At 36.7% G+C, this 21,466-nt stretch carries 20 protein-coding genes; 12 read left to right on the top strand and 8 right to left on the bottom strand.

What is annotated here, in order from left to right:
- The first annotated feature begins 136 nt into the window (after positions 1-136).
- The 12 genes from hemA (at position 137) to E0F91_RS08910 (ending at position 11,125) form a co-directional block, all read left to right on the top strand.
- Entirely contained in the window at positions 137-1,393 is a 1,257-nt protein-coding gene (hemA, locus tag E0F91_RS08855) for a glutamyl-tRNA reductase (RefSeq protein ID WP_132066075.1), read from the top strand.
- A gap of 185 nt (positions 1,394-1,578) precedes the next feature.
- Positions 1,579-2,499, top strand: coding sequence for a hydroxymethylbilane synthase (gene hemC / locus E0F91_RS08860; protein ID WP_132066077.1), 921 nt, complete (start codon positions 1,579-1,581; stop codon positions 2,497-2,499).
- Positions 2,499-3,176 (top strand): uroporphyrinogen-III synthase, encoded by a 678-nt coding sequence (locus E0F91_RS08865; protein ID WP_132066079.1) that lies wholly within the window; start codon positions 2,499-2,501, stop codon positions 3,174-3,176. The genes hemC and E0F91_RS08865 overlap by 1 nt, the downstream gene beginning before the upstream one ends.
- A gap of 84 nt (positions 3,177-3,260) precedes the next feature.
- The gene (gene hemE, locus E0F91_RS08870) at positions 3,261-4,328 is read left to right on the top strand and encodes a uroporphyrinogen decarboxylase (RefSeq protein ID WP_132066080.1); all 1,068 of its coding nucleotides are present in this window, start codon (positions 3,261-3,263) and stop codon (positions 4,326-4,328) included.
- 305 nt (positions 4,329-4,633) lie between these two features.
- Positions 4,634-5,167 carry a GNAT family N-acetyltransferase gene (locus E0F91_RS08875; RefSeq protein WP_165930110.1) on the top strand — a complete coding sequence of 178 codons (534 nt, stop codon included), beginning with the start codon at positions 4,634-4,636 and terminating at the stop codon, positions 5,165-5,167.
- The gene (gene hemF, locus E0F91_RS08880) at positions 5,164-6,072 is read left to right on the top strand and encodes an oxygen-dependent coproporphyrinogen oxidase (protein ID WP_132066082.1); all 909 of its coding nucleotides are present in this window, start codon (positions 5,164-5,166) and stop codon (positions 6,070-6,072) included. The genes E0F91_RS08875 and hemF overlap by 4 nt, the downstream gene beginning before the upstream one ends.
- A gap of 112 nt (positions 6,073-6,184) precedes the next feature.
- Complete coding sequence (gene hemB, locus E0F91_RS08885; RefSeq protein ID WP_132066084.1) at positions 6,185-7,180, top strand: porphobilinogen synthase; 996 nt, start codon at positions 6,185-6,187, stop codon at positions 7,178-7,180.
- Between the two features lie 2 nt (positions 7,181-7,182).
- Entirely contained in the window at positions 7,183-7,692 is a 510-nt protein-coding gene (locus E0F91_RS08890) for a DinB family protein (RefSeq protein ID WP_132066086.1), read from the top strand.
- A 39-nt stretch (positions 7,693-7,731) separates the two neighbouring features.
- Positions 7,732-8,118: a c-type cytochrome gene (locus E0F91_RS08895; protein ID WP_132066088.1), complete on the top strand. Its 387-nt coding sequence runs from the start codon at positions 7,732-7,734 to the stop codon at positions 8,116-8,118.
- 187 nt (positions 8,119-8,305) lie between these two features.
- Positions 8,306-8,776: a methylated-DNA--[protein]-cysteine S-methyltransferase gene (locus E0F91_RS08900; RefSeq protein WP_132066090.1), complete on the top strand. Its 471-nt coding sequence runs from the start codon at positions 8,306-8,308 to the stop codon at positions 8,774-8,776.
- A gap of 82 nt (positions 8,777-8,858) precedes the next feature.
- Positions 8,859-9,572 (top strand): 3'-5' exonuclease, encoded by a 714-nt coding sequence (locus E0F91_RS08905; protein WP_132066092.1) that lies wholly within the window; start codon positions 8,859-8,861, stop codon positions 9,570-9,572.
- Between the two features lie 113 nt (positions 9,573-9,685).
- Positions 9,686-11,125, top strand: coding sequence for a nucleoside recognition domain-containing protein (locus E0F91_RS08910; RefSeq protein ID WP_132066094.1), 1,440 nt, complete (start codon positions 9,686-9,688; stop codon positions 11,123-11,125).
- Positions 11,126-11,237: 112 nt separating this feature from the next.
- On the opposite strand, the gene E0F91_RS08915 is transcribed toward E0F91_RS08910, so the two are convergent.
- The 8 genes from E0F91_RS08915 to E0F91_RS08950 form a co-directional block, all read right to left on the bottom strand.
- Positions 11,238-11,897, bottom strand: coding sequence for a CoA transferase subunit B (locus E0F91_RS08915; RefSeq protein WP_132066096.1), 660 nt, complete (start codon positions 11,895-11,897; stop codon positions 11,238-11,240).
- A 51-nt stretch (positions 11,898-11,948) separates the two neighbouring features.
- Positions 11,949-12,296, bottom strand: a complete 348-nt coding sequence (locus tag E0F91_RS08920; RefSeq protein ID WP_132066098.1) for a four helix bundle protein — start codon at positions 12,294-12,296, stop codon at positions 11,949-11,951.
- Positions 12,297-12,326: 30 nt separating this feature from the next.
- Positions 12,327-13,028, bottom strand: coding sequence for a CoA transferase subunit A (locus tag E0F91_RS08925; RefSeq protein ID WP_132066100.1), 702 nt, complete (start codon positions 13,026-13,028; stop codon positions 12,327-12,329).
- Positions 13,029-13,119: 91 nt separating this feature from the next.
- A complete protein-coding gene (locus E0F91_RS08930; protein WP_132066102.1) occupies positions 13,120-15,429 on the bottom strand; it encodes a penicillin-binding protein 1A in 2,310 nt (769 codons plus the stop codon).
- A 9-nt stretch (positions 15,430-15,438) separates the two neighbouring features.
- Positions 15,439-15,918, bottom strand: coding sequence for a gliding motility lipoprotein GldH (locus E0F91_RS08935; RefSeq protein ID WP_132066104.1), 480 nt, complete (start codon positions 15,916-15,918; stop codon positions 15,439-15,441).
- A complete protein-coding gene (locus E0F91_RS08940; RefSeq protein ID WP_132066106.1) occupies positions 15,902-17,158 on the bottom strand; it encodes a PSP1 domain-containing protein in 1,257 nt (418 codons plus the stop codon). The genes E0F91_RS08935 and E0F91_RS08940 overlap by 17 nt, the downstream gene beginning before the upstream one ends.
- Positions 17,159-17,344: 186 nt before the next feature.
- Complete coding sequence (gene trhO, locus E0F91_RS08945) at positions 17,345-18,712, bottom strand: oxygen-dependent tRNA uridine(34) hydroxylase TrhO (protein ID WP_132066108.1); 1,368 nt, start codon at positions 18,710-18,712, stop codon at positions 17,345-17,347.
- A gap of 1,760 nt (positions 18,713-20,472) precedes the next feature.
- Positions 20,473-21,264, bottom strand: coding sequence for a DUF6503 family protein (locus E0F91_RS08950; RefSeq protein WP_132066110.1), 792 nt, complete (start codon positions 21,262-21,264; stop codon positions 20,473-20,475).
- Positions 21,265-21,466: the final 202 nt, after the last annotated feature.

The following is a 21,466-nucleotide window of genomic DNA, read 5'->3' on the forward strand; positions in this document are numbered from 1 at the left end:
ACAAAAATAGAATTTTTTACCGTAAAATAAGCAATTGGAACTAAAAAATCACTTAGCGATACAAAAAGAACTTCTAGCGTTACTTTTATAAATACTATAGTGATAATTTTGTTCCACTTTCTGGAAAAGTGCAAATATGGAAAACAATAACACATCAAAGCATCATTATTTTTACGCAGTTGGATTGAGCTATAAAAAAGCAGATGCTGAGATTAGAGGTAAGTTTAGTTTAGACGCTGCTGCAAAAACGCGTTTGCTGGAACAAGCTAAGAATGAAGGAATAGAGAGTTTAATAGTCACTTCTACCTGCAACCGTACTGAAATTTACGGGTATGCTGAACATCCCTTTCAATTAATTAAATTAATTTGCGAGAATAGTCAAGGCTCTGTTGAAGCATTTCAAAAAGTGGGCTTTGTCTATAAAAATCAAGAAGCTATTAGCCACATGTTTCGGGTAGGGACGGGTTTAGACAGTCAGATTTTGGGTGATTTTGAAATTATTGCTCAAATAAGAAATTCTTTTTCACAGTCAAAATCATTGGGTTTAGCTAATGCTTTTATGGAACGATTGGTGAATGCTGTTATCCAAGCCAGTAAAAAAATAAAAACGGATACAGAAATTAGTTCTGGCGCTACTTCGGTTTCTTTTGCTGCAGTGCGTTACATTATCAACAATGTGGAAGACATTGGAAACAAAAATATTTTATTGTTTGGTACAGGAAAAATTGGGAGAAATACCTGTGAAAATTTAGTAAAACACACTAAAAACGAACACATTACACTAATTAACCGAACCAAAGAAAAAGCAGAGAAATTAGCCGGAAAATTGAACCTAATCGTAAAAGATTATTCGGAACTGCATTTGGAACTTCAAAAAGCAGATGTGGTTGTGGTAGCTACTGGTGCTCAAAATCCAACAATTGACAAAGCAATTTTGAATCTGAAAAAACCAATGTTGATTTTGGATTTATCAATTCCGAAAAATGTTCATGAAAATGTAGAAGAAATTGAAGGAGTTACACTAGTTCACATGGATTATTTGTCGCAATTGACAGATGAGACTTTAGAAAACAGAAAAAAACACATTCCTGCTGCTGAAGCTATTATTGAGGAAATCAAAGAGGAATTTATTACTTGGACCAAAGGGCGAAAATTTGCTCCAACAATTCATGCATTGAAAGCGAAGTTAAATGCGATAAAAATCTCTGAATTGGATTTTCAAAGCAGGAAAATTTCAAATTTCAATGAAGAGCAAGCCGAAATAATCAGCAACAGAATTATCCAAAAAATAACGACTCATTTTGCCAATCATTTAAAAGACGATGATACAATGGTAGATGAAAGCATCGAATGGATTGAGAAAGTGTTCAAAATTGGCGCTACCGCAAAATAAATTTCCACTAGTTAGTAAATTAAAACTTTAGACCATCAGGTCATAGTAAAAAAGGATATAACCAAAATTATTTAAAAACATATAAGGCATTTAAGTTTGATAAAGAAAACACTGTTAACTTTTTTATATTTAAATCCAAGCTTCTTACATGTTCTTCACAACCTTATATGGTTCAAAAAAATAAAATGGCAGAAAAAGTTATTAGAATAGGAACCCGCGATAGTGAACTCGCGCTTTGGCAAGCCCATACTGTCGAAAAAAAACTAAATGATTTAGGACATAAAACCGAAATTATAGCGGTAAAATCACAAGGAGATATTATCCTTGACAAACCACTTTATGAATTAGGAATCACAGGAATTTTCACCAAAACGCTTGATATCGCTATGATCAATGGCGATGTAGATATTGCGGTGCATTCTATGAAAGATGTTCCTACGGCATTACCAATAGGAATTGTACAAGCTGCTGTTCTGGAAAGAGCGAATACATTAGATATTTTGGTACACAAAGGGAATCTTGATTTTCTAAATGGAGAAGGAACAATTGCCACAGGAAGTTTGCGTCGTCAGGCACAATGGTTGAACAAATATCCCAATCACAACGTAGTTGATTTACGTGGAAACGTCAATACAAGAATGCAGAAATTGCAGGAAAGCGATTGGAACGGTGCCGTTTTTGCAGCAGCAGGATTGGAGAGAATTAACTTGAAACCGTCCAATTATATTGATTTGGACTGGATGATTCCAGCGCCGGCTCAAGGCGCTATGGTTGTCGTTGCTATGGCAAATGATGAATTTTGCAGACAAGCGCTAAACGAACTCAACGATATTGATACCGAAGTGTGTACGCATATCGAAAGACAGTTTCTCAAAACACTCGAAGGCGGTTGTACGGCACCTATTGGCGCTTTAGCTGTTTTTGTAGAAGATGATATTGTTTTCAAAGGAGTACTTTTTTCATTGGATGGAAAACAAAAGTTTGAAGTCGAAAAAACAGTCCCGATGCAAGAATGGAAGAAATTAGGGTTTTACTGCGCACAAGAAATTTTAAAAAATGGCGGAGCAGAATTGATGATAGCAATTAAAAATACTTTGAAGAAATAATGAGTCAAACGAGCATTTTATCCACTAAAACTTTGTCAGACGAGCAAAGACAAGCGTTTCTTGACGCTAATTTTGATCTTTTAGAGCAGGATTTTATCGAAATTCAAAACAACCGTTTTGATTTAAAAACCATTAATACGAATTTGATTTTTAGTAGTCAAAATGCGGTTTTAAGTTTGGTAGAACAAAACGGATGGGAAGTTTTAAAAACGAAGCCTGTTTTTTGTGTTGGCATTAAAACCAAAGAATTACTAGAGTCGCATGGCTTTACAGTTGATGTTTATTTGGATTACGCATCTGAATTAGCCGAAATCATTACGCTGATTTATAATAAGGAAAGTTATACTTTCTTGAGCGGAAATTTGCGTAAAGAAACGTTGCCTGAGGCATTAAAAAGTGGAGGAATAACTTTTAATGAAATTGAAGTGTATCAAACCAAGTTGGCGCCTTTCAAAATATCCGACCAAGAAAAATTTGACGGAATTCTGTTTTTTAGCCCATCGGGTGTGGAGAGTTATTTGACCAATAACAAAATCAAGAATGAAGTTTGTTTTTGCATAGGCACTACTACCGCATCAGCATTAGAAACAAAGAAAATTAAAAACATAGTAATTGCCGAAACACCAACTATCGAAGAGTTGATTGTGGAAGTTATTGAATATTATAAAGCCCCCTAACCCCCGAAGGGGGAACATGGAATGGCGTAAATTACAATAAACTTAAAATTAGACGAATTAAAACAGTCATAAAGTAAAATATAAATGAACAGTAACGATAATCAAATTCCCCCTTCGGGGGTTAGGGGGCTTAAGAACGACTTATTTTTAAGAGCATTAAAAGGAGAAACAGTACAACGTCCACCAGTTTGGATGATGCGTCAAGCAGGAAGATACTTGCCGGAATTTATCGCTTTGCGTGATAAATATGATTTTTTCACCCGTTGTCAAACGCCAGAATTGGCTGCTGAAATTACCGTACAACCAATACGCAGAATAGCTCCAGATGCTGCTATTTTGTTTTCGGATATCTTGGTAATTCCACAAGCTATGGGAATTGATGTGGAGATGAAACCTAATTTTGGTCCGTATTTACCAAATCCTATTCGTACGATACAGGATGTAGAGAAAGTAATCGTTCCAGATGTTCATGAAACATTAGGATACGTTTTTGACGCCATCAAATTGACCAAAGAAATGCTGAACGATGAGGTGCCGTTAATTGGTTTCGCAGGTTCACCTTGGACGATTATGTGTTATGCTGTTGAAGGAAAAGGGTCTAAAAGTTTTGATATGGCTAAAGGATTTTGTTTTCAACATCCAGAAGCAGCACACGTTTTATTGCAAAAAATCACCGATACTACTATTGCCTACCTGATAGAAAAAGTAAAAGCGGGCGTAAATGCCGTGCAAATTTTTGACTCTTGGGGTGGAATGCTTTCGCCAGTAGATTACCAAGAATTCTCTTGGAAATACATCAATCAAATCATCGAAGCTTTGGCCGATCATGCGCCAGTAATTGTTTTCGGGAAAGGCTGTTGGTTTGCTTTGAACGAAATGGGAAAAAGTAGAGCTTCAGCACTTGGTGTAGATTGGACATGTTCGCCAAGAAATGCGAGATACTTATCCGGTGGAAACATCACGTTGCAAGGAAATTTTGATCCATCTAGATTGTTGTCTCCAATTCCAGTTATCAAGAAAATGGTACACGAAATGATTGACGAATTCGGAAAAGACAAATACATCGTGAATTTAGGTCACGGAATTTTACCAAATATCCCTGTGGATCACGCAAAAGCGTTTGTTGATGCGGTGAAGGAGTACGGGCAATAGGTTTTGTGAGATCTCCTGCAAGGTTTTTAGAACCTTGTAGGAGGGCTAAACGTTTTTGACTGGAATGTTCAATAAGTAAGCTGGTGCAAAAGTAAATTTATACTAAAAGAACAATTCTACCTGTACATTTAAAACCTTCAAGTCCAAATCTGTAAAGGATTAGAAGCAGTTGAAGGTCAAGCCAAATTAAAATAGGATCTTTTTGACTTATTGAAAAGATAGGCTTGAACCTATTTAGGCCAGAAGAAAAAGGAATTTTATAAAATTTATAGTTATAATTTAGACAAACCATCGACAATATTTTAGTGAAAGAGGATTTAGATAATTTTGGTATCAATACATTGAAAACTTCTGATGCCAAGCAGATGTTTCAGTTTATGTTTGATAATAAGGAACGATTTAAATTGTTTTTTCCACAAACATTGGAATTGAATAGTACTTTAGAAAAAACAGTAGCGTATATCGCAATTAAAAATAAAGAGATTGAAGAAAAGTCTAATTTCACTTTTGCCATCAGAAATAAAATACATAATGAAATTGTTGGATTGATCATTATTAAAAAAATAGATTGGGTGAGTTGTCAAGGTGAGCTAGCCTACTGCATTGGTTTAGAAGAGCAGGGCAGAGGTTTGACATCTTTTGCAGTTAAAAAAATGACTCAATTTGCTTTTGAAAAATTAAAACTGAAAACACTTCACATTATTGCACATAAAACTAATTTAGGCAGTGTAAAAGTGGCTGAGAATAATGAGTTTATTTGGCAAAAAACCTTGTTAAGGGAATTTACACCAACAAATCAAGCTCCGTTGGATATGGAGTTATATGAATTAAGAAAATGAAAGAGCAATTCTACCAATACATACAAAACCTTCAAGACCAAATCGTAGCTGGACTAGAAGCAGTTGACGGTCAAGCTAAATTTAAAGAAGATCTTTGGGATCGCCCAGAGGGTGGCGGAGGAAGAACGCGCGTGATAGAAAACGGAACAGTTTTTGAAAAAGGCGGTGTGAATATTTCAGCAGTTCATGGGAAATTACCGGAAGCCATGCAAAAGATGTTCAATGTAGGCGAAGCTGATTTTTTTGCCTGTGGATTAAGTCTGGTACTGCATCCAAAAAATCCAATGGTGCCAACCGTTCATGCCAACTGGCGTTATTTCGAAATGTACGATGATAATGGAAACGTAATCCAACAATGGTTTGGCGGCGGACAAGATTTAACACCGTATTATTTGTTTGAAGAAGACGCAATTCATTTTCATCAAACGTGTAAAACGGCCTGCGACAAACACAATCCTGAGTTTTATCCAAAATTTAAAAAACAATGTGATGCCTATTTCTGGAACGCTCACAGAAATGAAGCTCGCGGAATAGGAGGATTATTCTTCGATTATTGCAAAGCAACGGACGATATGACCATGGAAAATTGGTTCAATTTCGTATCCGAAGTTGGGAATAGTTTCCTGCAAGCTTACGTTCCTATTGTAGAAAAAAGAAAAAATCTACCCTACACACCAGAACAAAGAACTTGGCAGGAAATCCGTCGTGGGCGTTATGTAGAGTTTAATTTGGTACACGACAAAGGCACTTTATTTGGACTAAAAACCAACGGAAGAATCGAAAGTATTCTTATGAGTTTGCCGCCAAATGTTCAGTGGGTTTATGATCATCATGCAGCAGCCGGAAGCGAAGAGGAAAAATTAGTAAATGTGTTAGAAAATCCGAAAAATTGGATTGCAGATTGATGATTAACGATTTTTGATTTCAGATTTTCTGTTGTCACCAATTCGTTTTAAATCATAAATCATAAATCATAAATCATAAATCAGCAATCGCTAATCTAAAATCATAAATCATATGTTCCCATTACAAAGAGGTAGAAGATTACGCGTTAGCGAATCCATTCGTTCTATAGTTCGCGAAACGACTTTAAGTCCAAGTGATTTCATGTTTCCTATGTTTATTGCCGAAGGCGAAAATGTACAAGTAGCAATCCCTTCCATGCCCGGAATATTTCGTCGTTCGATTGATTTAACGGTCAAAGAAGTGAAAGAAATTTACGCTTTAGGTATTCGTGCGGTGAATATTTATGTCAAAGTTGACGAAAAGTTAAAGGACAATACTGGAAAAGAAGCTTGGAATAAAGATGGATTAATGCAAAAGGCCATTCGTGCTATCAAAGCGGCTTGTCCAGAAATGATCGTGATGCCAGATGTAGCTTTAGATCCGTATTCGATTTATGGTCATGACGGAATCATTGCAAACGGTGATGTAGAAAACGATTCGACGAATGAAGCTTTGGTGAAAATGGCTGTTTCTCATGCGCAAGCGGGTGCCGATTTTGTAGCGCCAAGCGATATGATGGACGGACGCGTGTTGCGTTTGCGCCAAGGATTAGACGCTGCGGGTTTTCATAATGTGGGAATCATGAGTTATTCGGCTAAATATGCTTCGGCATTTTACGGGCCGTTTCGGGATGCTCTTGATAGTGCACCAAAAGAAGCAGATGTGGTAGTACCAAAAGACAAAAAAACGTACCAAATGGATTATGCAAATCGTCTTGAAGCCATCAAAGAAGCATTGTGGGATGTAGAAGAAGGTGCCGATATGGTTATGGTAAAACCAGGAATTGCGTATTTAGACATCGTTCGTGAAGTTAAAAATGCGGTCAATGTGCCGGTAACCGTTTACCATGTTTCGGGGGAATATGCCATGATCAAAGCCGCATCAGAACGAGGTTGGCTCGATCATGATCAAACCATGATGGAACAACTTATGTGTATCAAGCGCGCTGGAGCCAGTTTAATTTCGACTTATTTCGCCAAAGAAGCTGCGATACTTTTAAACAAATAGAAATGAAAAAATGTCTAATAATAGCGGTTTTATTGCTTTCTAATAGCCTTTTTGCGCAAGTTGAAGTAGTTGCTACTTTCATCGAGAAATGGGATAATTCAAAGGATTATTTAGTAGCCGTTGCAGAGGCGATGCCGGAGGATAAATATGATTATAAACCTGCCGAACGTGAAATGTCGTTTAGAGAACAATTATTCCACATACAAGACAACATGAATTGGTTGAGCACAACACATTTTTCGGAAGAGAAATATGTGAAAAAAGAAGCTGTAAAAGGACTCTCGAAAGCACAAATTATCGCAGAAATCAAAGCATCTTTTGATAAAGCAAAGGCATTTGTACAAAAAACCAATGATGCTGAATTATCCCAAAAAGTAGCTTTTTTTGCTGGTCCCAAATCAAAATTGCAGATACTCAATTTGATGCAAGATCATGTTACGCATCACAGAGCGCAAATTTTAGTCTATTTGAATCTGAATCAAATTCAGCCACCCAAATATGTTGGTTGGTAATTTTTACTACTTTAGAACCAAATCATAAAAGAAATTAATATGAGAAAGTCATTGTTGTTATTCGCTGCTTTAGCCTTTGCTTCTTGTAAAAAAGAAGAAGTCAAAAAAGAACCTTTATACCCAACCACTACCGAAGAAGTTGCGCAAACTCCGACTGAATTAGGGAAAGAAATTTTTGAAGGTAAAGGAAATTGTGTCGCCTGTCATCAAGTTGCCGAAAAAGTGATAGGGCCAAGCCTGCAGGATATTGCCAAGATTTACAAAGATAAAAATGCGGATATGGTAGTGTTTCTTAAAGGGGAAGGCGAGCCTATTGTAGATCCAAGCCAGTACGAAGTCATGAAAACAAACTTCGCCGTTACAAAAGCGATGTCTGATACCGAATTGAAAGCCTTAGAAGCTTACGTTTACTCCAATTTGAAATAATTTATACTAAACTTTTTTTAGTATCTGGAGCTAATCCCGCTATCCGCTATATCTCTTGTGTTCGCTAGCGCTACCACAAGAGGATGCCGCTGCTATCGGGGCTAAAATAAAAGTACCATTCACAACCACGAATGGTTTTTTTATGCCCGTATGTGGTCTGCACAGATTATTTTTTTACCTTTAAGAAATGGAAACAGTCTTCATCAACACTCCGTTAGGAATTGCTGCCATTACCGGTGATGTACATGGGGTTTCTAAAATATCAGTTTTAGAGGAGGGCGAAATATCTGCACAAATTCCCTCTTTTTTACAAGAAGCAGTACAGCAACTTCAAGAATATTTTAATGCTCAAAGAATGGATTTCACCTTTAAACTCAATCCACAAGGAACCGAATTCCAACAAAAAGTATGGAAAGCATTACTCGATATTCCATTCGGGAAAACCAGAACGTATCTCGAACAATCTAAACTTTTAGGAGATGTCAAAGCCATTCGTGCCGTAGCTTCCGCCAATGGGAAAAATCCGCTTTGGATTGTCGTGCCTTGTCACAGAGTCATTGGAACTGATGGTTCGTTAACCGGTTATGCAGGAGGGTTATGGCGCAAAAAATGGCTGCTCGAACACGAAAACCCAACCACACAACAAAGTTTGTTTTAGTTATTTATGAATAAATTTTTTATATTCGTTTGGGAATATCCGTTCAAATCTGTTAAATCCGCGTCATCTGCGTGCCATAAAAATGATAGAAAAAATAAACCTCAATAACATTCTGTTTCTCGATATAGAAACCGTTCCTGAAGCCGAAAATTTCAATGCGTTAGATTCTGAAATGAAAGACCTTTGGGAGCACAAAACTCAATACCAGCGCAAAGACGATTTTTCGCCCGAAGAATTTTATGACCGAGCAGGCATTTGGGCCGAGTTTGGTAAAATTGTTTGTATTTCAGTAGGTTATTTTACCATCAAAGGTGATATTCGGAATTTTAGAGTTACTTCTTTCTTTGGAGAAGAAAAGAAAATTTTACTTGATTTCAATAACCTATTGAACAATCATTTCAACCAGCCGCAACATGTTTTGTGCGGGCATAATGCTAAGGAATTCGACATTCCGTTCCTCGCCCGACGCATGATTATCAATCAAATTGCTATTCCGAACAAGCTGAATTTATTTGGCAAAAAACCATGGGAAATTCCGCATTTAGATACCTTAGAATTATGGAAATTTGGAGATTACAAACATTTTACATCCTTAAAGTTAATGTGTAAAGTCCTAGGAATTCCTTCGTCCAAAGGCGATATTGACGGCAGTCAAGTAGGACATGTTTTTTATGTTGATAAAGACATTGACCGTATTGTTACCTATTGTGAGAAAGACACGATCGCTGTAGCGCAAATTTTCCTAAGATTGCGACGAGAGGATTTGCTGATAGAGGAGGAGATCATTCATGTCTAGCAATAGTATCAATTACACGTTTGCATTACTTTGAGGAAAATGCTTTGCGCACTTCGCGAATCCCCTTGCGCACTTTGCGGTTAATTTTTTTACATTTACAAAAATTATAAATTATGGTATTAAGTAGATTTTGGTTGGTCATTTTTATTTCAGCAATTGTATTTGTAGTGTTTAGTTTGTTTGCTGGAGATAGTTATACCATAGATCACGTTTTGAATGGGAAGAAAGATGACCCGATTCTAGTTTCTGAAAAATACATCGAACAAATTCCTGCTTTTATCAAAGATAGTATCAAGAAAGCGCCTAATCAAACCATGATTATCAATCGCGATACGCTAAATGCCGACACGACTTATGTTTTTAAAAATAAAACCGTAAAAATTTATAGTGGCGTTCAAAAATCAGATGGATTATTGCCAACATGCAAAAGCACTTTACTGGATTTGATACTTCCGTTAATGGCATATTTAGCGTTTTTCTGTGGGCTGATGGAGCTTTTAATTATTTCTGGAGCCTCTGGGAAATTGGCTAAAGGATTAAGTCCGGTATTTGTAAAGGTGTTTCCTAGTATTCCAAAAGACCATCCTTCTATTTCGTATATGACCTTAAATTTTGCTGCTAATTTCCTTGGGTTAGATTCAGCAGCTACGCCTTTTGGTCTAAAAGCCATGGAAAGTTTACAAGAAATAAATCCTGAAAAAGACAAGGCCAGCGATGCTCAAATTATGTTTATGTGCTTGCACGCTTCTGGTTTAACCTTAATAGCCACCTCTATTATTGGCTATCGGGCTGCTGCTGGTGCGACTAACCCCGCGGACGTAATGCTACCTTGTATTATCACCTCTTTTATCGGTACGATTGCCGCTTTTTTAATTGTGGGAATTAAGCAAAAAATTAATTTCAAAAGCGCTTCTTTGGTTGCGGCTTTGATGGCCTTAATAGCCGCAATCATTGGTTTGTTGATGTATGTAAATCATTTGGATTTAATTGGGAAAAACTATTTTACCTCTAATCTTTCGGCTTTAATATTGGTAGGGATAATTGCCTTTACTTTGATATTTTCCTTTATTAAAGAAAAAAAATTCACAGATGCTAAAACCACTGTTTTCGAGGCTTTTGTAGTAGGAGCCAATAATGGAGTAAAAACTGGAGTGACTATTTTTCCTTATGTTTTGGGAATGCTGGTGGCTATTTCTTTATTTAGAAACAGCGGTTTGTTTGAAATTATTAGCAACTGGATTGCTTTCATTTTTTCTAATATGGGAGTAAGTAAGCAAATTACAGATGCATTGCCAGTAGCCTTACTTCGTCCGTTTAGTTCTGCAGGATCAAGAGGATTTTTGATCGATTCCATGAATACTTTTGGCGCCGATTCTATGACAGGACGTTTGAGTAGTATTTTTCAATGTAGCGCTGAAAGCACTTTTTATGTGATTGCCGTTTACTTTGGTTCGGTGAATATCAAAAATACTCGTTATGCTTTAGGAACGATGCTTTTGGTGGATGTGATTTGCGTGATTACTGCAATTTTTGTAGCTAGCTGGTTTTTTTAGAAATAGATTCTAAAGAATTTTATTTGCGGAAAGTATTAAAACTGAACTATAAAAAACCCCAGACTCAATGGTATTTGAGTCTGGGGTTTTTTAGTGTTTTTAAACGCGTTCGTTATTCTATTTCCATTTCGGGAACAAAGCCTTCGATAATCAAATCAGCTTCAGTAGAAGCAATGATGTGCTCCACGGTCACCCCAGGGGCACGTTCTAAAAGTTTGAAACCTTGCGGTGTTATTTCTAAAACGGCTAATTCAGTTACTACTTTTTTAACACATCCTACTCCGGTTAAGGGCAACGTACATTTTTTAAGGATTTTGGATTCTCCGGCTTTATTAACGTGCATCATGGCAACGATAATGTTTTCTGCTGAAGCGACTAAATCCATTGCGCCTCCCATTCCTTTAACCATTTTACCAGGAATTTTCCAGTTGGCAATATCTCCGTTTTCGGCTACTTCCATAGCGCCAAGAATGGTTAGATCTACTTTTTGGGAGCGTATCATTCCAAAACTCATTGCTGAGTCAAAAAAAGAAGCTCCTGGAAGTGTTGTTATGGTTTGTTTTCCTGCGTTGATTAGATCAGCGTCTTCATCGCCCTCAAAGGGGAATGGACCCATGCCCAGAACGCCATTCTCACTTTGAAATTCAACGTCAATTCCTTCAGGAACATAATTAGCAACCAGTGTCGGAATCCCAATTCCAAGATTCACGTAGTAGTTGTGTTTTAATTCTTTTGCTATGCGTTTTGCAATTTGATTTTTATCTAAAGCCATTTCTTAATGTATCAATTTATGAATGTAACAATATATCAATTTTGAGAATTATTACTTATTATTTTTACTAGTGCTTAGGATTTTGTAAACTATTAATCCTAATTCATTAATTTGAATTTTCAGGCTTTCATCAAAAGGGTATGAAGATGCCTTTTCACAAAGCAAAAGCCAGTATTTTGTTTCCTCTAGTTCCTTGGCTGCAATTTTAATTTTATGGATAAAATCTGCTCTGCTTTCGGCATTTTGTGCTTCATGAATATTAGCGCCTATACTTGTTCCTGATTTTAATAGTTGATTGGCAATAATAAATTTGCGTTTATTTTCTAATATTTCACAAAAATCTATAATACCTAATGCAAAATCAATGGATTTAGAAACAACAATATTCTCTTTATCCATTTTTTGTTAATTGTTATATTGCTAAATTGTTTAATTTTTTGCGCGAACCGTTCGTTGTTCAATTCTTTTCTCGTATTTTTCACCTTGAAAAATCCTATTTACAAGTATTCCAGGAATATGAATTTCATTAGGATCTAAACTTCCTGCAGGTAATAATTCTTCGACTTCTGCAATGGTAACTTTTGCTGCTCCAGCCATACATGTATTAAAGTTTCTTGCCGTTCCTTTGAAAATTAGGTTTCCAGCCTCGTCCCCTTTCCAAGCTTTTACAATAGCAAAATCAGCTTTGTAGGCTAATTCCATGATATGCATCTTTCCGTTGAATTCTCGAACTTCTTTGCCTTGGGCTACTTCTGTTCCATATCCTGCAGGAGTAAAGAAAGCGGGAATTCCGGCTTGAGCTGCACGACATTTTTCAGCGAGTGTTCCTTGTGGAGTTAACTCTACATCTAATTCTCCAGAGAGCATTTGGCGTTCAAATTCGGCATTTTCTCCTACATAAGAAGAGATCATCTTCTTAATTTGACGCTTTTGCAAAAGCAATCCTAGGCCAAAATCGTCAACACCAGCATTGTTTGAAATACAGGTTAAATCCGTAGTTTCTTTTTTTACCAATTCGGCGATTGAATTTTCTGGAATACCACATAATCCAAAGCCGCCAAGCATAATAGTCATCCCATTTTCAATTCCTTGAAGGGCGTCTTGAACGTTGTTTACTTTTTTGTTAATCATAAAAATGAGTTGCTATGGTCCAATTTTATTTTAAAAGGATCAAATTATTTGTTGAAATTCCTCCTTGTTTTGACTACGAGAAATGGGGAGTTTATAATTCAAATTCATCAGTATTTTGCTCTACGGCAGTGGTGTCTATTACTTTTTTAGGAACGTAGCAGTCTACTTTTATAGAGAGATTTGCTGGTCTTTCAAAGTTTCCTTTAGAAACTTTAAGAGCGGGATCAGCGTAACATAATTTCATAAAGTATCCCCAAACCGGCAATGCTGCCGTGGCTCCCTGACCGTATGTTATGCTTTTAAAACGAGCGGAACGATCCTCGCAACCTACCCAAACTCCCGTTACAAGATTAGGAACCATTCCCATAAACCAACCATCAGATTGATTTTGTGTAGTACCTGTTTTTCCTGCAATAGGGTTTTTGAATTGGTAAGGATAACCGGTCCAACGGTTGTCTCCGCTTCCGCCACCAGTGGTTCGTAAACGATCTCCAGAACCACCCTCAGTTACACCTTCTAACAATTTGACAACCGCATAGGCGATATCTTTATTTAAAACATCATGTGACTCAGGAATTGGTTCGTAGATGATAACCCCACTTTTATCTTCAATTTTAGATATGAATTGTGGTTTCATATAAACCCCTTGATTGGCAAAGGTGCTGTAAGCAGCGACCATGTCTTCAACAGTTATTTCTACCGCTCCTAGAGCAATAGAGGGTTGTAAAGGAATTTCTGATTTCACTCCTAATTTATGCGCTAGATCAACAACGGCTTCTGGACCTACTTTGTCCATTAATTTTGCTGAAACAGTATTTATAGAGTTGGCTAAACCTCTCTTCAAGGTGACCATTCCGCGGTATCTATTATCTGAATTTTTTGGTTCCCAATCTTCAGTAACGTGATGGCGTCCTTTGCGAATCATAAACGGGCCATCAATAATCGAGTCACAAGGGGACATATTGAGTTGCTCGATGGCAGTGGCGTAAACGAATGGTTTGAATGTAGAGCCTACTTGTCTTGCTCCTTGTCCTACGTGATCGTATTGGAAATATTTATAATTAATTCCACCTACCCATGCCTTTACATTTCCTGTTTGTGGTTCCATTGCCATTAATCCAGACTGTAAAAAGTGCTTGTAATAGCGTATAGAATCTAAGGGTGTCATTATGGTATCTTTCTCCCCTTTCCAGGAAAAAACAGTCATTTTTGTTTTTTCGCTAAACGATTTTACAATATCTTCCTCGCTTTTATCCATTGATTTCATAACCGCCCAGCGATTAGATGATTTCATCGCTTGATTTAAAATACGTTGTGTTTCTACCGCAGAAATATTCACAAAAGGAGCATTTTTATTGCCTTTAGATTGCTTGAAAAACTCCTCCTGAAGGTTCGCCATGTGTGCTGTAACGGCTTCTTCGGCATGTAACTGCATCCTAGAATCGATGGTGGTGTATATTTTTAAACCATCCTTGTAAATATCATAATCTGAGCCATCTGATTTTTTATTCTCCTCAGCCCATTTTTTCATATAATCACGAAGGTATTCTCTAAAATAGGTTGCCGTTCCGTCTTTATGTGTTTCTAATTTGAAGTTTAATTTGATAGGTAAACTTTGTAGCCGTTCTTTTTCCTCTTTCGAAATTATTTTTCCTTTTTCCAATTGCAAAAGCACCACATTTCTTCGGTTTTTAACACCTTGTGGGTTTCGTATCGGGTTGTATAAACCAGAGTTTTTGAACATTCCCACTAATATTGCTGACTCGCTGATGGTTAAATCCTTTGGTTCTTTAGAAAAATAAGTTTTTGCTGCAGAACTTACCCCAACAGAATTATTTCCAAAATCATAGACATTACAATACATGGCAATGATTTCATTTTTAGTATATTGTCTTTCTAATCGAATAGCGATAATCCATTCTTTTATTTTTTGTACAATTCTAAAAGGTAGGAATTTAGATCCTTCTCCGTGGAATAATTGTTTGGCTAATTGTTGTGTTAACGTACTTGCACCACCGCTAGTTCCTAAACTCGAAATGGCTCTTAAAGTACCTCTTCCGTCAATGCCAGAATGTTCGTAAAAACGAGCGTCCTCTGTAGCAATTAATGCTTGTACTAAGTTTTTTGGCAAGTCTGAATACTTTAGTTGCGATCTGTTTTTTTCGAAATATTTACCGATCACGACTCCGTCAGCGGAAATAACTTCCGTTGCTAGATTGGAATCGGGATTTTCTAAATCTTCAAATGAGGGCATGGAGCCAAAGATTCCCCAAGAAGCAAATAAGAAAAACAAACCGACGCTTCCTAACCCGATAAAGAATATTTTCCAAAATTTCTTTTGAAAATGAGCAGTGTCCTTGCCATTACCTCTTGCTGGATTGTTGTTTTTTTTGATAGCCATAATACTATTTTATTCTTTTTTTTCTATTCTAAAACCTACTTCAGTAATTCCGTCTAGCGCTTTTACGCCAGGTACTTTACCATTTTCTCTGACCGCTTGTTTGATGTGTACCTTATATTTGGAGCGGAACCTAACATTTTCTTTGTAAAAGAGCTTACTTTCTTTGATATCTGAAAATCCGTCTCCTAATAAGGTTCCTTGCGGATCGGCCATTTGGTACTCTAATGTGTCCACTTTTGTAAAACCATTTGGTAATTCCAAAGCCACAATTAAAAACAAATTATTGTATTGATAATCATTGTTTGCTCTTAAATTAACAAATAAATCATATCGTTTTGTTGAGTCCAGTTCTGGTAAATTGAAGGTTACAACACTGTCTTTGTGCCAAGTAGTCCCAACAGACTTATATTGATCAAAAACTCTTTTTTTATCACAGGAAGAAAAGAGGATTACAAACAAAAGAAGTGTAGCGCTATTTTTTATCCACATTTTTAGTAATAATTATTGGTTTTCTTGGCTCCGTAGGTTTTTTGTCATTTGGAGTCTGACGGTTATTGTTTGCCGGTTTGTTGTTGTTAGCAACGATAGCATTTTCGCTAGCTGGTTTGCGTTTTTTATTTGGTTTCTTTTTTGCTTTAGGTTGGTCAAAACGTGTTAGGCTTTCTTGTCCCATGGCATTATTGAAGTTTTTCTCTGGTTCTACAAGAATTTCTATTGCAAAATCTTCTAGTGAAGAAACTTTGTTTTTTAGTTTATTTTCTGCAACAATTTCTTTGACTTGATCAATTTTCAAGACGTGCCAATTGGCAAAATTATTGGTGTAAGCAAACCACATCAATCCTTTGAATATGTCTTGCTTTTGGCAAATGGCATCTCCTTTTTCCGTGACCAATTTGGTTTCAAAATCTGGAAAATCTTTCAACGCATCCATGTAAGTGTCTAGCTCATAGTTCAAACAACATTTTAATTTCCCACATTGTCCTGCCAGTTTTTGAGGGTTCAATGAGAGTTGTTGGTACCGTGCTGCCGAAGTATTTACGCTTCTAAAATCAGTTAACCAAGTAGAACAACACAATTCTCTTCCGCAAGAACCGATTCCGCCCAAACGAGCTGCTTCCTGACGGAAACCTACTTGTTTCATCTCGATACGCGTACTGAATTCTTTTGCAAAATCTTTAATTAAAGCACGAAAATCGATTCGGTCATTTGCGGTGTAATAAAAAGTAGCTTTTGATCCATCACCTTGAAATTCAATATCCGAAATTTTCATTTCCAGCTTTTGAGCAATCGCTAATTCACGAGCACGAACCTTCATAGGTTCTTCTTTATCGCGAGCAGTAGACCAAATGTCAATGTCTTTTTGAGATGCTTTTCTGTAGATTTTTGGAATTTCATTACTCAAATGATTTACTCCTTTTTTCTTCATTTGAATTTTCACTAATTCGCCTGTTAGGGTAACAATTCCGATGTCATGACCAGGAGAAGCAACAGTAGCAACGATGTCGCCCATGCTTAACGTTAATTTCTCTGTATTGCGATAAAATTCTTTTCTTCCGTTTTTAAAACGGACTTCAACACAGTCAAAAGGGGCGTCACCATTAGGTAAGCTCATATTAGAAAGCCAATCGAATACCGTTAATTTATTGCAGCTATCGGTGCCGCAAGTCCCATTATTTTTACAACCCTTTGGTGCGCCACCATCAGAAGTTGAACAACTTGTACATGCCATAATCTTATATGTAGTGTTGCGACGAGCACAACTTAAGTTCTTAAAACGTTTAATTTGTAAAGATAGTATTTTTTAATTTTATGGAACAACGCCTATCTGAGCCAATAAATCATAAATTTTTTATAAAAAAACCCATTACAATTGGAGTTGTAATGGGGTAATTTGAAGGGATTTAAAGTGGTTTTTTTAGTCTAAAATCTTATACAATTTATCAGATAATCGAATTCTAAATGGCAATTTAAACGTACATGTATCTCCAGCATTCGCTATTTCTTTTGTTAAATCATTAACCAGCATTTCGGTTATTACTAGTTTTTGTTCGCCGGTTGTAGTTCCTTTTATTAAAATGGTATCGCCAATCTTGATTTCGTTTTCTTCAATTAAAAACTGACCAATACTTGGTTTTGGAAAAAAATGAGTTCCTTTTCCGATGTATTGTTTTTTAATTTTTATCTCTTTTTTAACGCCAGTTCTAGCATTTTTGGATGGTTTTTCGGCAACAAAAACAGCATGCGTTTCTTCATTATTTTTGAAAGTCAAAACGTCTGATTTTCCTTTTTTGAAAATTTTATTGCCGTTTTTAATACCTCTTCGAATGGCTTTTTGTTCCTCTTCTGGCAAATGAATCACAGTCACACATTCCGCAGAACAGCAGCCTTCCATTTTCTCTTTGCAAGAGTCACACTGAATGAAAAGCAAGTGGCATCCTTCGTTCGCGCAATTCGTATGCACATCGCAAGCTTTGCCACATTGATGGCATTGCGAAACGATATCGTCTGTTATTCTTTCGCCCAAGCGGTGATCAAATACGAAGTTTTTTCCAATGAATTTACTTTCAAGGTTTTCTTCCTTTATTTGTTTGGCATAATTGATAATTCCACCTTCTAACTGATATACATTTTTAAAACCTTGGTGTTTAAAGTAAGCCGAAGCTTTTTCGCAACGGATTCCACCCGTGCAGTACATTACCAAATTTTTATCTTCTTTAAAATCTTGTAATTGCTCGTTGATAATAGGCAACGATTCCCGAAAAGTATCTACATCTGGTGTAATTGCTCCTTTAAAATAGCCAATTTCACTCTCATAATGATTTCTAAAATCAACAACAATAGTATCTGGGTTTTCTAAAATTTCGTTGAATTCCTTCGCTTTCAAGTGAATTCCAATATTGGTAACATCAAAAGTAGTATCGTTCAAACCATCAGCCACAATCTTGTCACGTACTTTTACAGTTAGTTTCAAAAACGAATGATCGTCATGCTCTACGGCAATATTTAAACGGATTCCTTTCATGAAATCGTACTTTTCTATCGTGTCTTTGAACGCATAGAAATTATCAGCAGGCAGTGATAGTTGGGCGTTGATACCCTCACTGGCTACATAAATCCGACCCAGAACTTCAAGAGGGTTCCATGCCAGAAATAATTCATTACGAAATTGTGTTGGATCTGAAATTTGCGCATAAGCATAGAAAGACAAAGTAAGTCTCTGTTTTCCGGCATCATCAATCATGATGGCTCTTTCTTCTGCGCTTAAGGTGTTATACAGTTGCATGCTATAAACAGTTTAAGTTGAGAAATATATTTTTTGCAAAAGTAGGCAAAAAGGTTCAGAGGCGCAAAGTTTTGAAGGGACTAAGGTTCGCCATGAATAATAGATACTTAATTTTTCTTAATGTCTTATTGGCTTACTTTTCTTGGAGCTCATTCCAGCTTTCCGCTATATCTCTTGTTTCCGCTAGCGCTACAACAAGAGGATGCCGCTTCAATCTGGGCTAGGGGTGTTGGGATTAAAGGAATATTTTGTGGTTATTTTGTCATTCTGAGGAACGAAGAATCTCTGTATGCTGAGCAGCATCTACTGGCATGATAGTTTTTAGAAAGGTCAGGAGACCTTTTAACACCACCTCAAAGTTGGAAACTTTGCGAAGCAGACTTAGGTTCACCATGAATAGTAGACACTTAATTTTTCTTAATGTCTTAATGGTTTACTTTTTTTGGAGCTCATTCCAGTTTCCCACTATATCTCTTGTTTCTGCTAGCGCTAAAACAAGAGGATGTCGCTTTAATCTGGGCTAGGGGAGTTGGGATTAAAGGAATATTTTGTGGTTATTTTGTCATTCTGAGGAACGAAGAATCTCTGTATGCTGAGCAGCATCTACTGGCATGATAGTTTTTAGAAAGGTCAGGAGACCTTTTAACACCACCTCAAAGTTGGAAACTTTGCGGAGCAGACTTAGGTTCACCATGAATAGTAGACACTTAATTTTCCTTAATGTCTTAATGGTTTACTTTTTTTGGAGCTCATTCCAGTTTCCCACTATATCTCTTGTTTCCGCTAGTGCTACAACAAGAGGATGTCGCTTTAATCTGGGCTAGGAGAGTTGGGATTAAAGGAATATTTTGTGGTTATTTTGTCATTCTGAGGAACGAAGAATCTCTGCATGGTGAGCAACATCTACTGGCATGAGAGTTTTTAGAAAGGTCAGGAGACCTTTTAACACCACCTCAAAGTTGGAAACTTTGCGGAGCAGACTAAGGTTCGCCATGAATAGTAGATACTTAATTTTTCTTAATGTCTTAATGGTTTACTTTTTTGGGAGCTCATTCCAGCTTTCCGCTATATCTCTTGTTTCCGCTAGCACTACAACAAGAGGATGTCGCTTCAATCTGGGCTAGGGGAGTTGGGATTAAAGGAATATTTTGTGGTTATTTTGTCATTCTGAGGAACGAAGAATCTCTGCATGGTGAGCAACATCTACTGCCATGAGAGTTTTTAGAAAGGTCAGGAGACCTTTTAACACCACCTCAAAGTTGGAAACTTTGCGAAGCAGACTTAGGTTCACCATGAATAGTAGACACTTAATTTTTCTTAATGTCTTAATGGTTTACTTTTTTTGGAGCTCATTCCAGTTTCCCATTATATCTCTTTTTTCGAAAGCACTACAACAAGAGGATGTCGCTTCAATCTGGGCTAGGGGAGTTGGGATTAAAGGAATATTTTGTGGTTATTTTGTCATTCTGAGGAACGAAGAATCTCTGTATACTGAGCAGCATCTACTGGCATGATAGTTTTTAGAAAGGTCAGGAGACCTTTTAACACCACCTCAAAGTTGGAAACTTTGCGGAGCAGATGCGGAGACCCTTCCTTTTTCTTAACGATAGATTGTAGTAAAAAAATTGATGCAATGGTAAGTATACACCAGCAGAATACTCGTGCTAATGCGATGCAAAAGAGTTTGGAATCTTAAAGAGATTCGCCCGCTTTCTTAAAGATTTAAATTTTAAAGGTCGTAGATTTTGTAATCCAGTTGCTTACTTGTGATTATTAACGACATTCTCCGTCAGTATTTGAGATACTTCTTTTAGTTTTCCTTGTTCGTATAATTTAGGCAAGTCTTTTAAAGGCGTTTGCAAAGGCGCTTGATAATTAATGTAATCCTGAAAACTTACACCATCAATTACTCGTGTGTTAAAGGCAACCCTAAAGCGTACGCCACCATTATTAACGCGGTAATTATAAGCCAAGTAATCCATTTTGTGCGTTTCTTTGTTTATCCAATACTGATACTCATCATCAAAATCTTTTCCGCCACCGTCTTGACCAAAAGTTACACCTATTGCATCGTATTGCTGTCCTTTGATTGTGACCTCTTCAATAAATCCTTTGTTTACAGAGGCGTCTTGGAGTTTGTAGGGAAGTGCAGCAAAATATATAACTGAGTTTAATGCTTCAGAATACTTAGCTGAATCTTCTTTATTTAAAGGCTGTAACTTGCCATTTATGTACCGTTCAAACTTTTCGGGAGTCAGTATGTCTTTAATAAGTGAATCCCCTTTTTGAATTTCTGATGTGTATTGAAAATTTGCACCATTGTTCTGAAAACGATATTTTTTTTCTCTAAAAAGAAAGGAATAATCAGCGCTATTATACAAGTTTCCTCCATGAGCTTTGATGGCTCTAGTAATTATAGAATCTGCTTTTGAAAATTGTTTTTCGCTTGCAAGGGTGTCTTTATTTACCGCTGCTTCATTACTATCCTTTTTCTTGTTACAACACAATGAAAGTGCTGCCAATACGCAAAGTGTTAATAGGTTTTTTTTCATCTTCTAAATTTATTACATTTTATGCTAATAGTGATACTATTCAGCATTTTTTAACGTATTTAGAATTAGTGTTAGATTCTAGAGCAATGGGTTGATTGCGATTTTAGTGGAGTTAGTTTTGTCAGTATAATGCCTACTACAGGAGCTCTAGTCCAAGAGAATAAAAAAGGTTTCGCTGTAAAGCATTTGCTTTGGAACAGGT

Origin of the sequence: Flavobacterium sandaracinum, assembly GCF_004349135.1 — a bacterium.
Lineage (GTDB): Bacteria > Bacteroidota > Bacteroidia > Flavobacteriales > Flavobacteriaceae > Flavobacterium > Flavobacterium sandaracinum.

Coding starts and splice junctions, on each gene's coding strand:
- hemA (WP_132066075.1), top strand. CDS start 137: ATGGAAAACAATAACACATCAAAGCATCATTATTTTTACGCAGTTGGA.
- hemC (WP_132066077.1), top strand. CDS start 1,579: ATGGCAGAAAAAGTTATTAGAATAGGAACCCGCGATAGTGAACTCGCG.
- E0F91_RS08865 (WP_132066079.1), top strand. CDS start 2,499: ATGAGTCAAACGAGCATTTTATCCACTAAAACTTTGTCAGACGAGCAA.
- hemE (WP_132066080.1), top strand. CDS start 3,261: ATGAACAGTAACGATAATCAAATTCCCCCTTCGGGGGTTAGGGGGCTT.
- hemF (WP_132066082.1), top strand. CDS start 5,164: ATGAAAGAGCAATTCTACCAATACATACAAAACCTTCAAGACCAAATC.
- hemB (WP_132066084.1), top strand. CDS start 6,185: ATGTTCCCATTACAAAGAGGTAGAAGATTACGCGTTAGCGAATCCATT.
- E0F91_RS08890 (WP_132066086.1), top strand. CDS start 7,183: ATGAAAAAATGTCTAATAATAGCGGTTTTATTGCTTTCTAATAGCCTT.
- E0F91_RS08895 (WP_132066088.1), top strand. CDS start 7,732: ATGAGAAAGTCATTGTTGTTATTCGCTGCTTTAGCCTTTGCTTCTTGT.
- E0F91_RS08900 (WP_132066090.1), top strand. CDS start 8,306: ATGGAAACAGTCTTCATCAACACTCCGTTAGGAATTGCTGCCATTACC.
- E0F91_RS08905 (WP_132066092.1), top strand. CDS start 8,859: ATGATAGAAAAAATAAACCTCAATAACATTCTGTTTCTCGATATAGAA.
- E0F91_RS08910 (WP_132066094.1), top strand. CDS start 9,686: ATGGTATTAAGTAGATTTTGGTTGGTCATTTTTATTTCAGCAATTGTA.
- E0F91_RS08915 (WP_132066096.1), bottom strand. CDS start 11,897: ATGGCTTTAGATAAAAATCAAATTGCAAAACGCATAGCAAAAGAATTA.
- E0F91_RS08920 (WP_132066098.1), bottom strand. CDS start 12,296: ATGGATAAAGAGAATATTGTTGTTTCTAAATCCATTGATTTTGCATTA.
- E0F91_RS08925 (WP_132066100.1), bottom strand. CDS start 13,028: ATGATTAACAAAAAAGTAAACAACGTTCAAGACGCCCTTCAAGGAATT.
- E0F91_RS08930 (WP_132066102.1), bottom strand. CDS start 15,429: ATGGCTATCAAAAAAAACAACAATCCAGCAAGAGGTAATGGCAAGGAC.
- E0F91_RS08935 (WP_132066104.1), bottom strand. CDS start 15,918: ATGTGGATAAAAAATAGCGCTACACTTCTTTTGTTTGTAATCCTCTTT.
- E0F91_RS08940 (WP_132066106.1), bottom strand. CDS start 17,158: ATGGCATGTACAAGTTGTTCAACTTCTGATGGTGGCGCACCAAAGGGT.
- trhO (WP_132066108.1), bottom strand. CDS start 18,712: ATGCAACTGTATAACACCTTAAGCGCAGAAGAAAGAGCCATCATGATT.
- E0F91_RS08950 (WP_132066110.1), bottom strand. CDS start 21,264: ATGAAAAAAAACCTATTAACACTTTGCGTATTGGCAGCACTTTCATTG.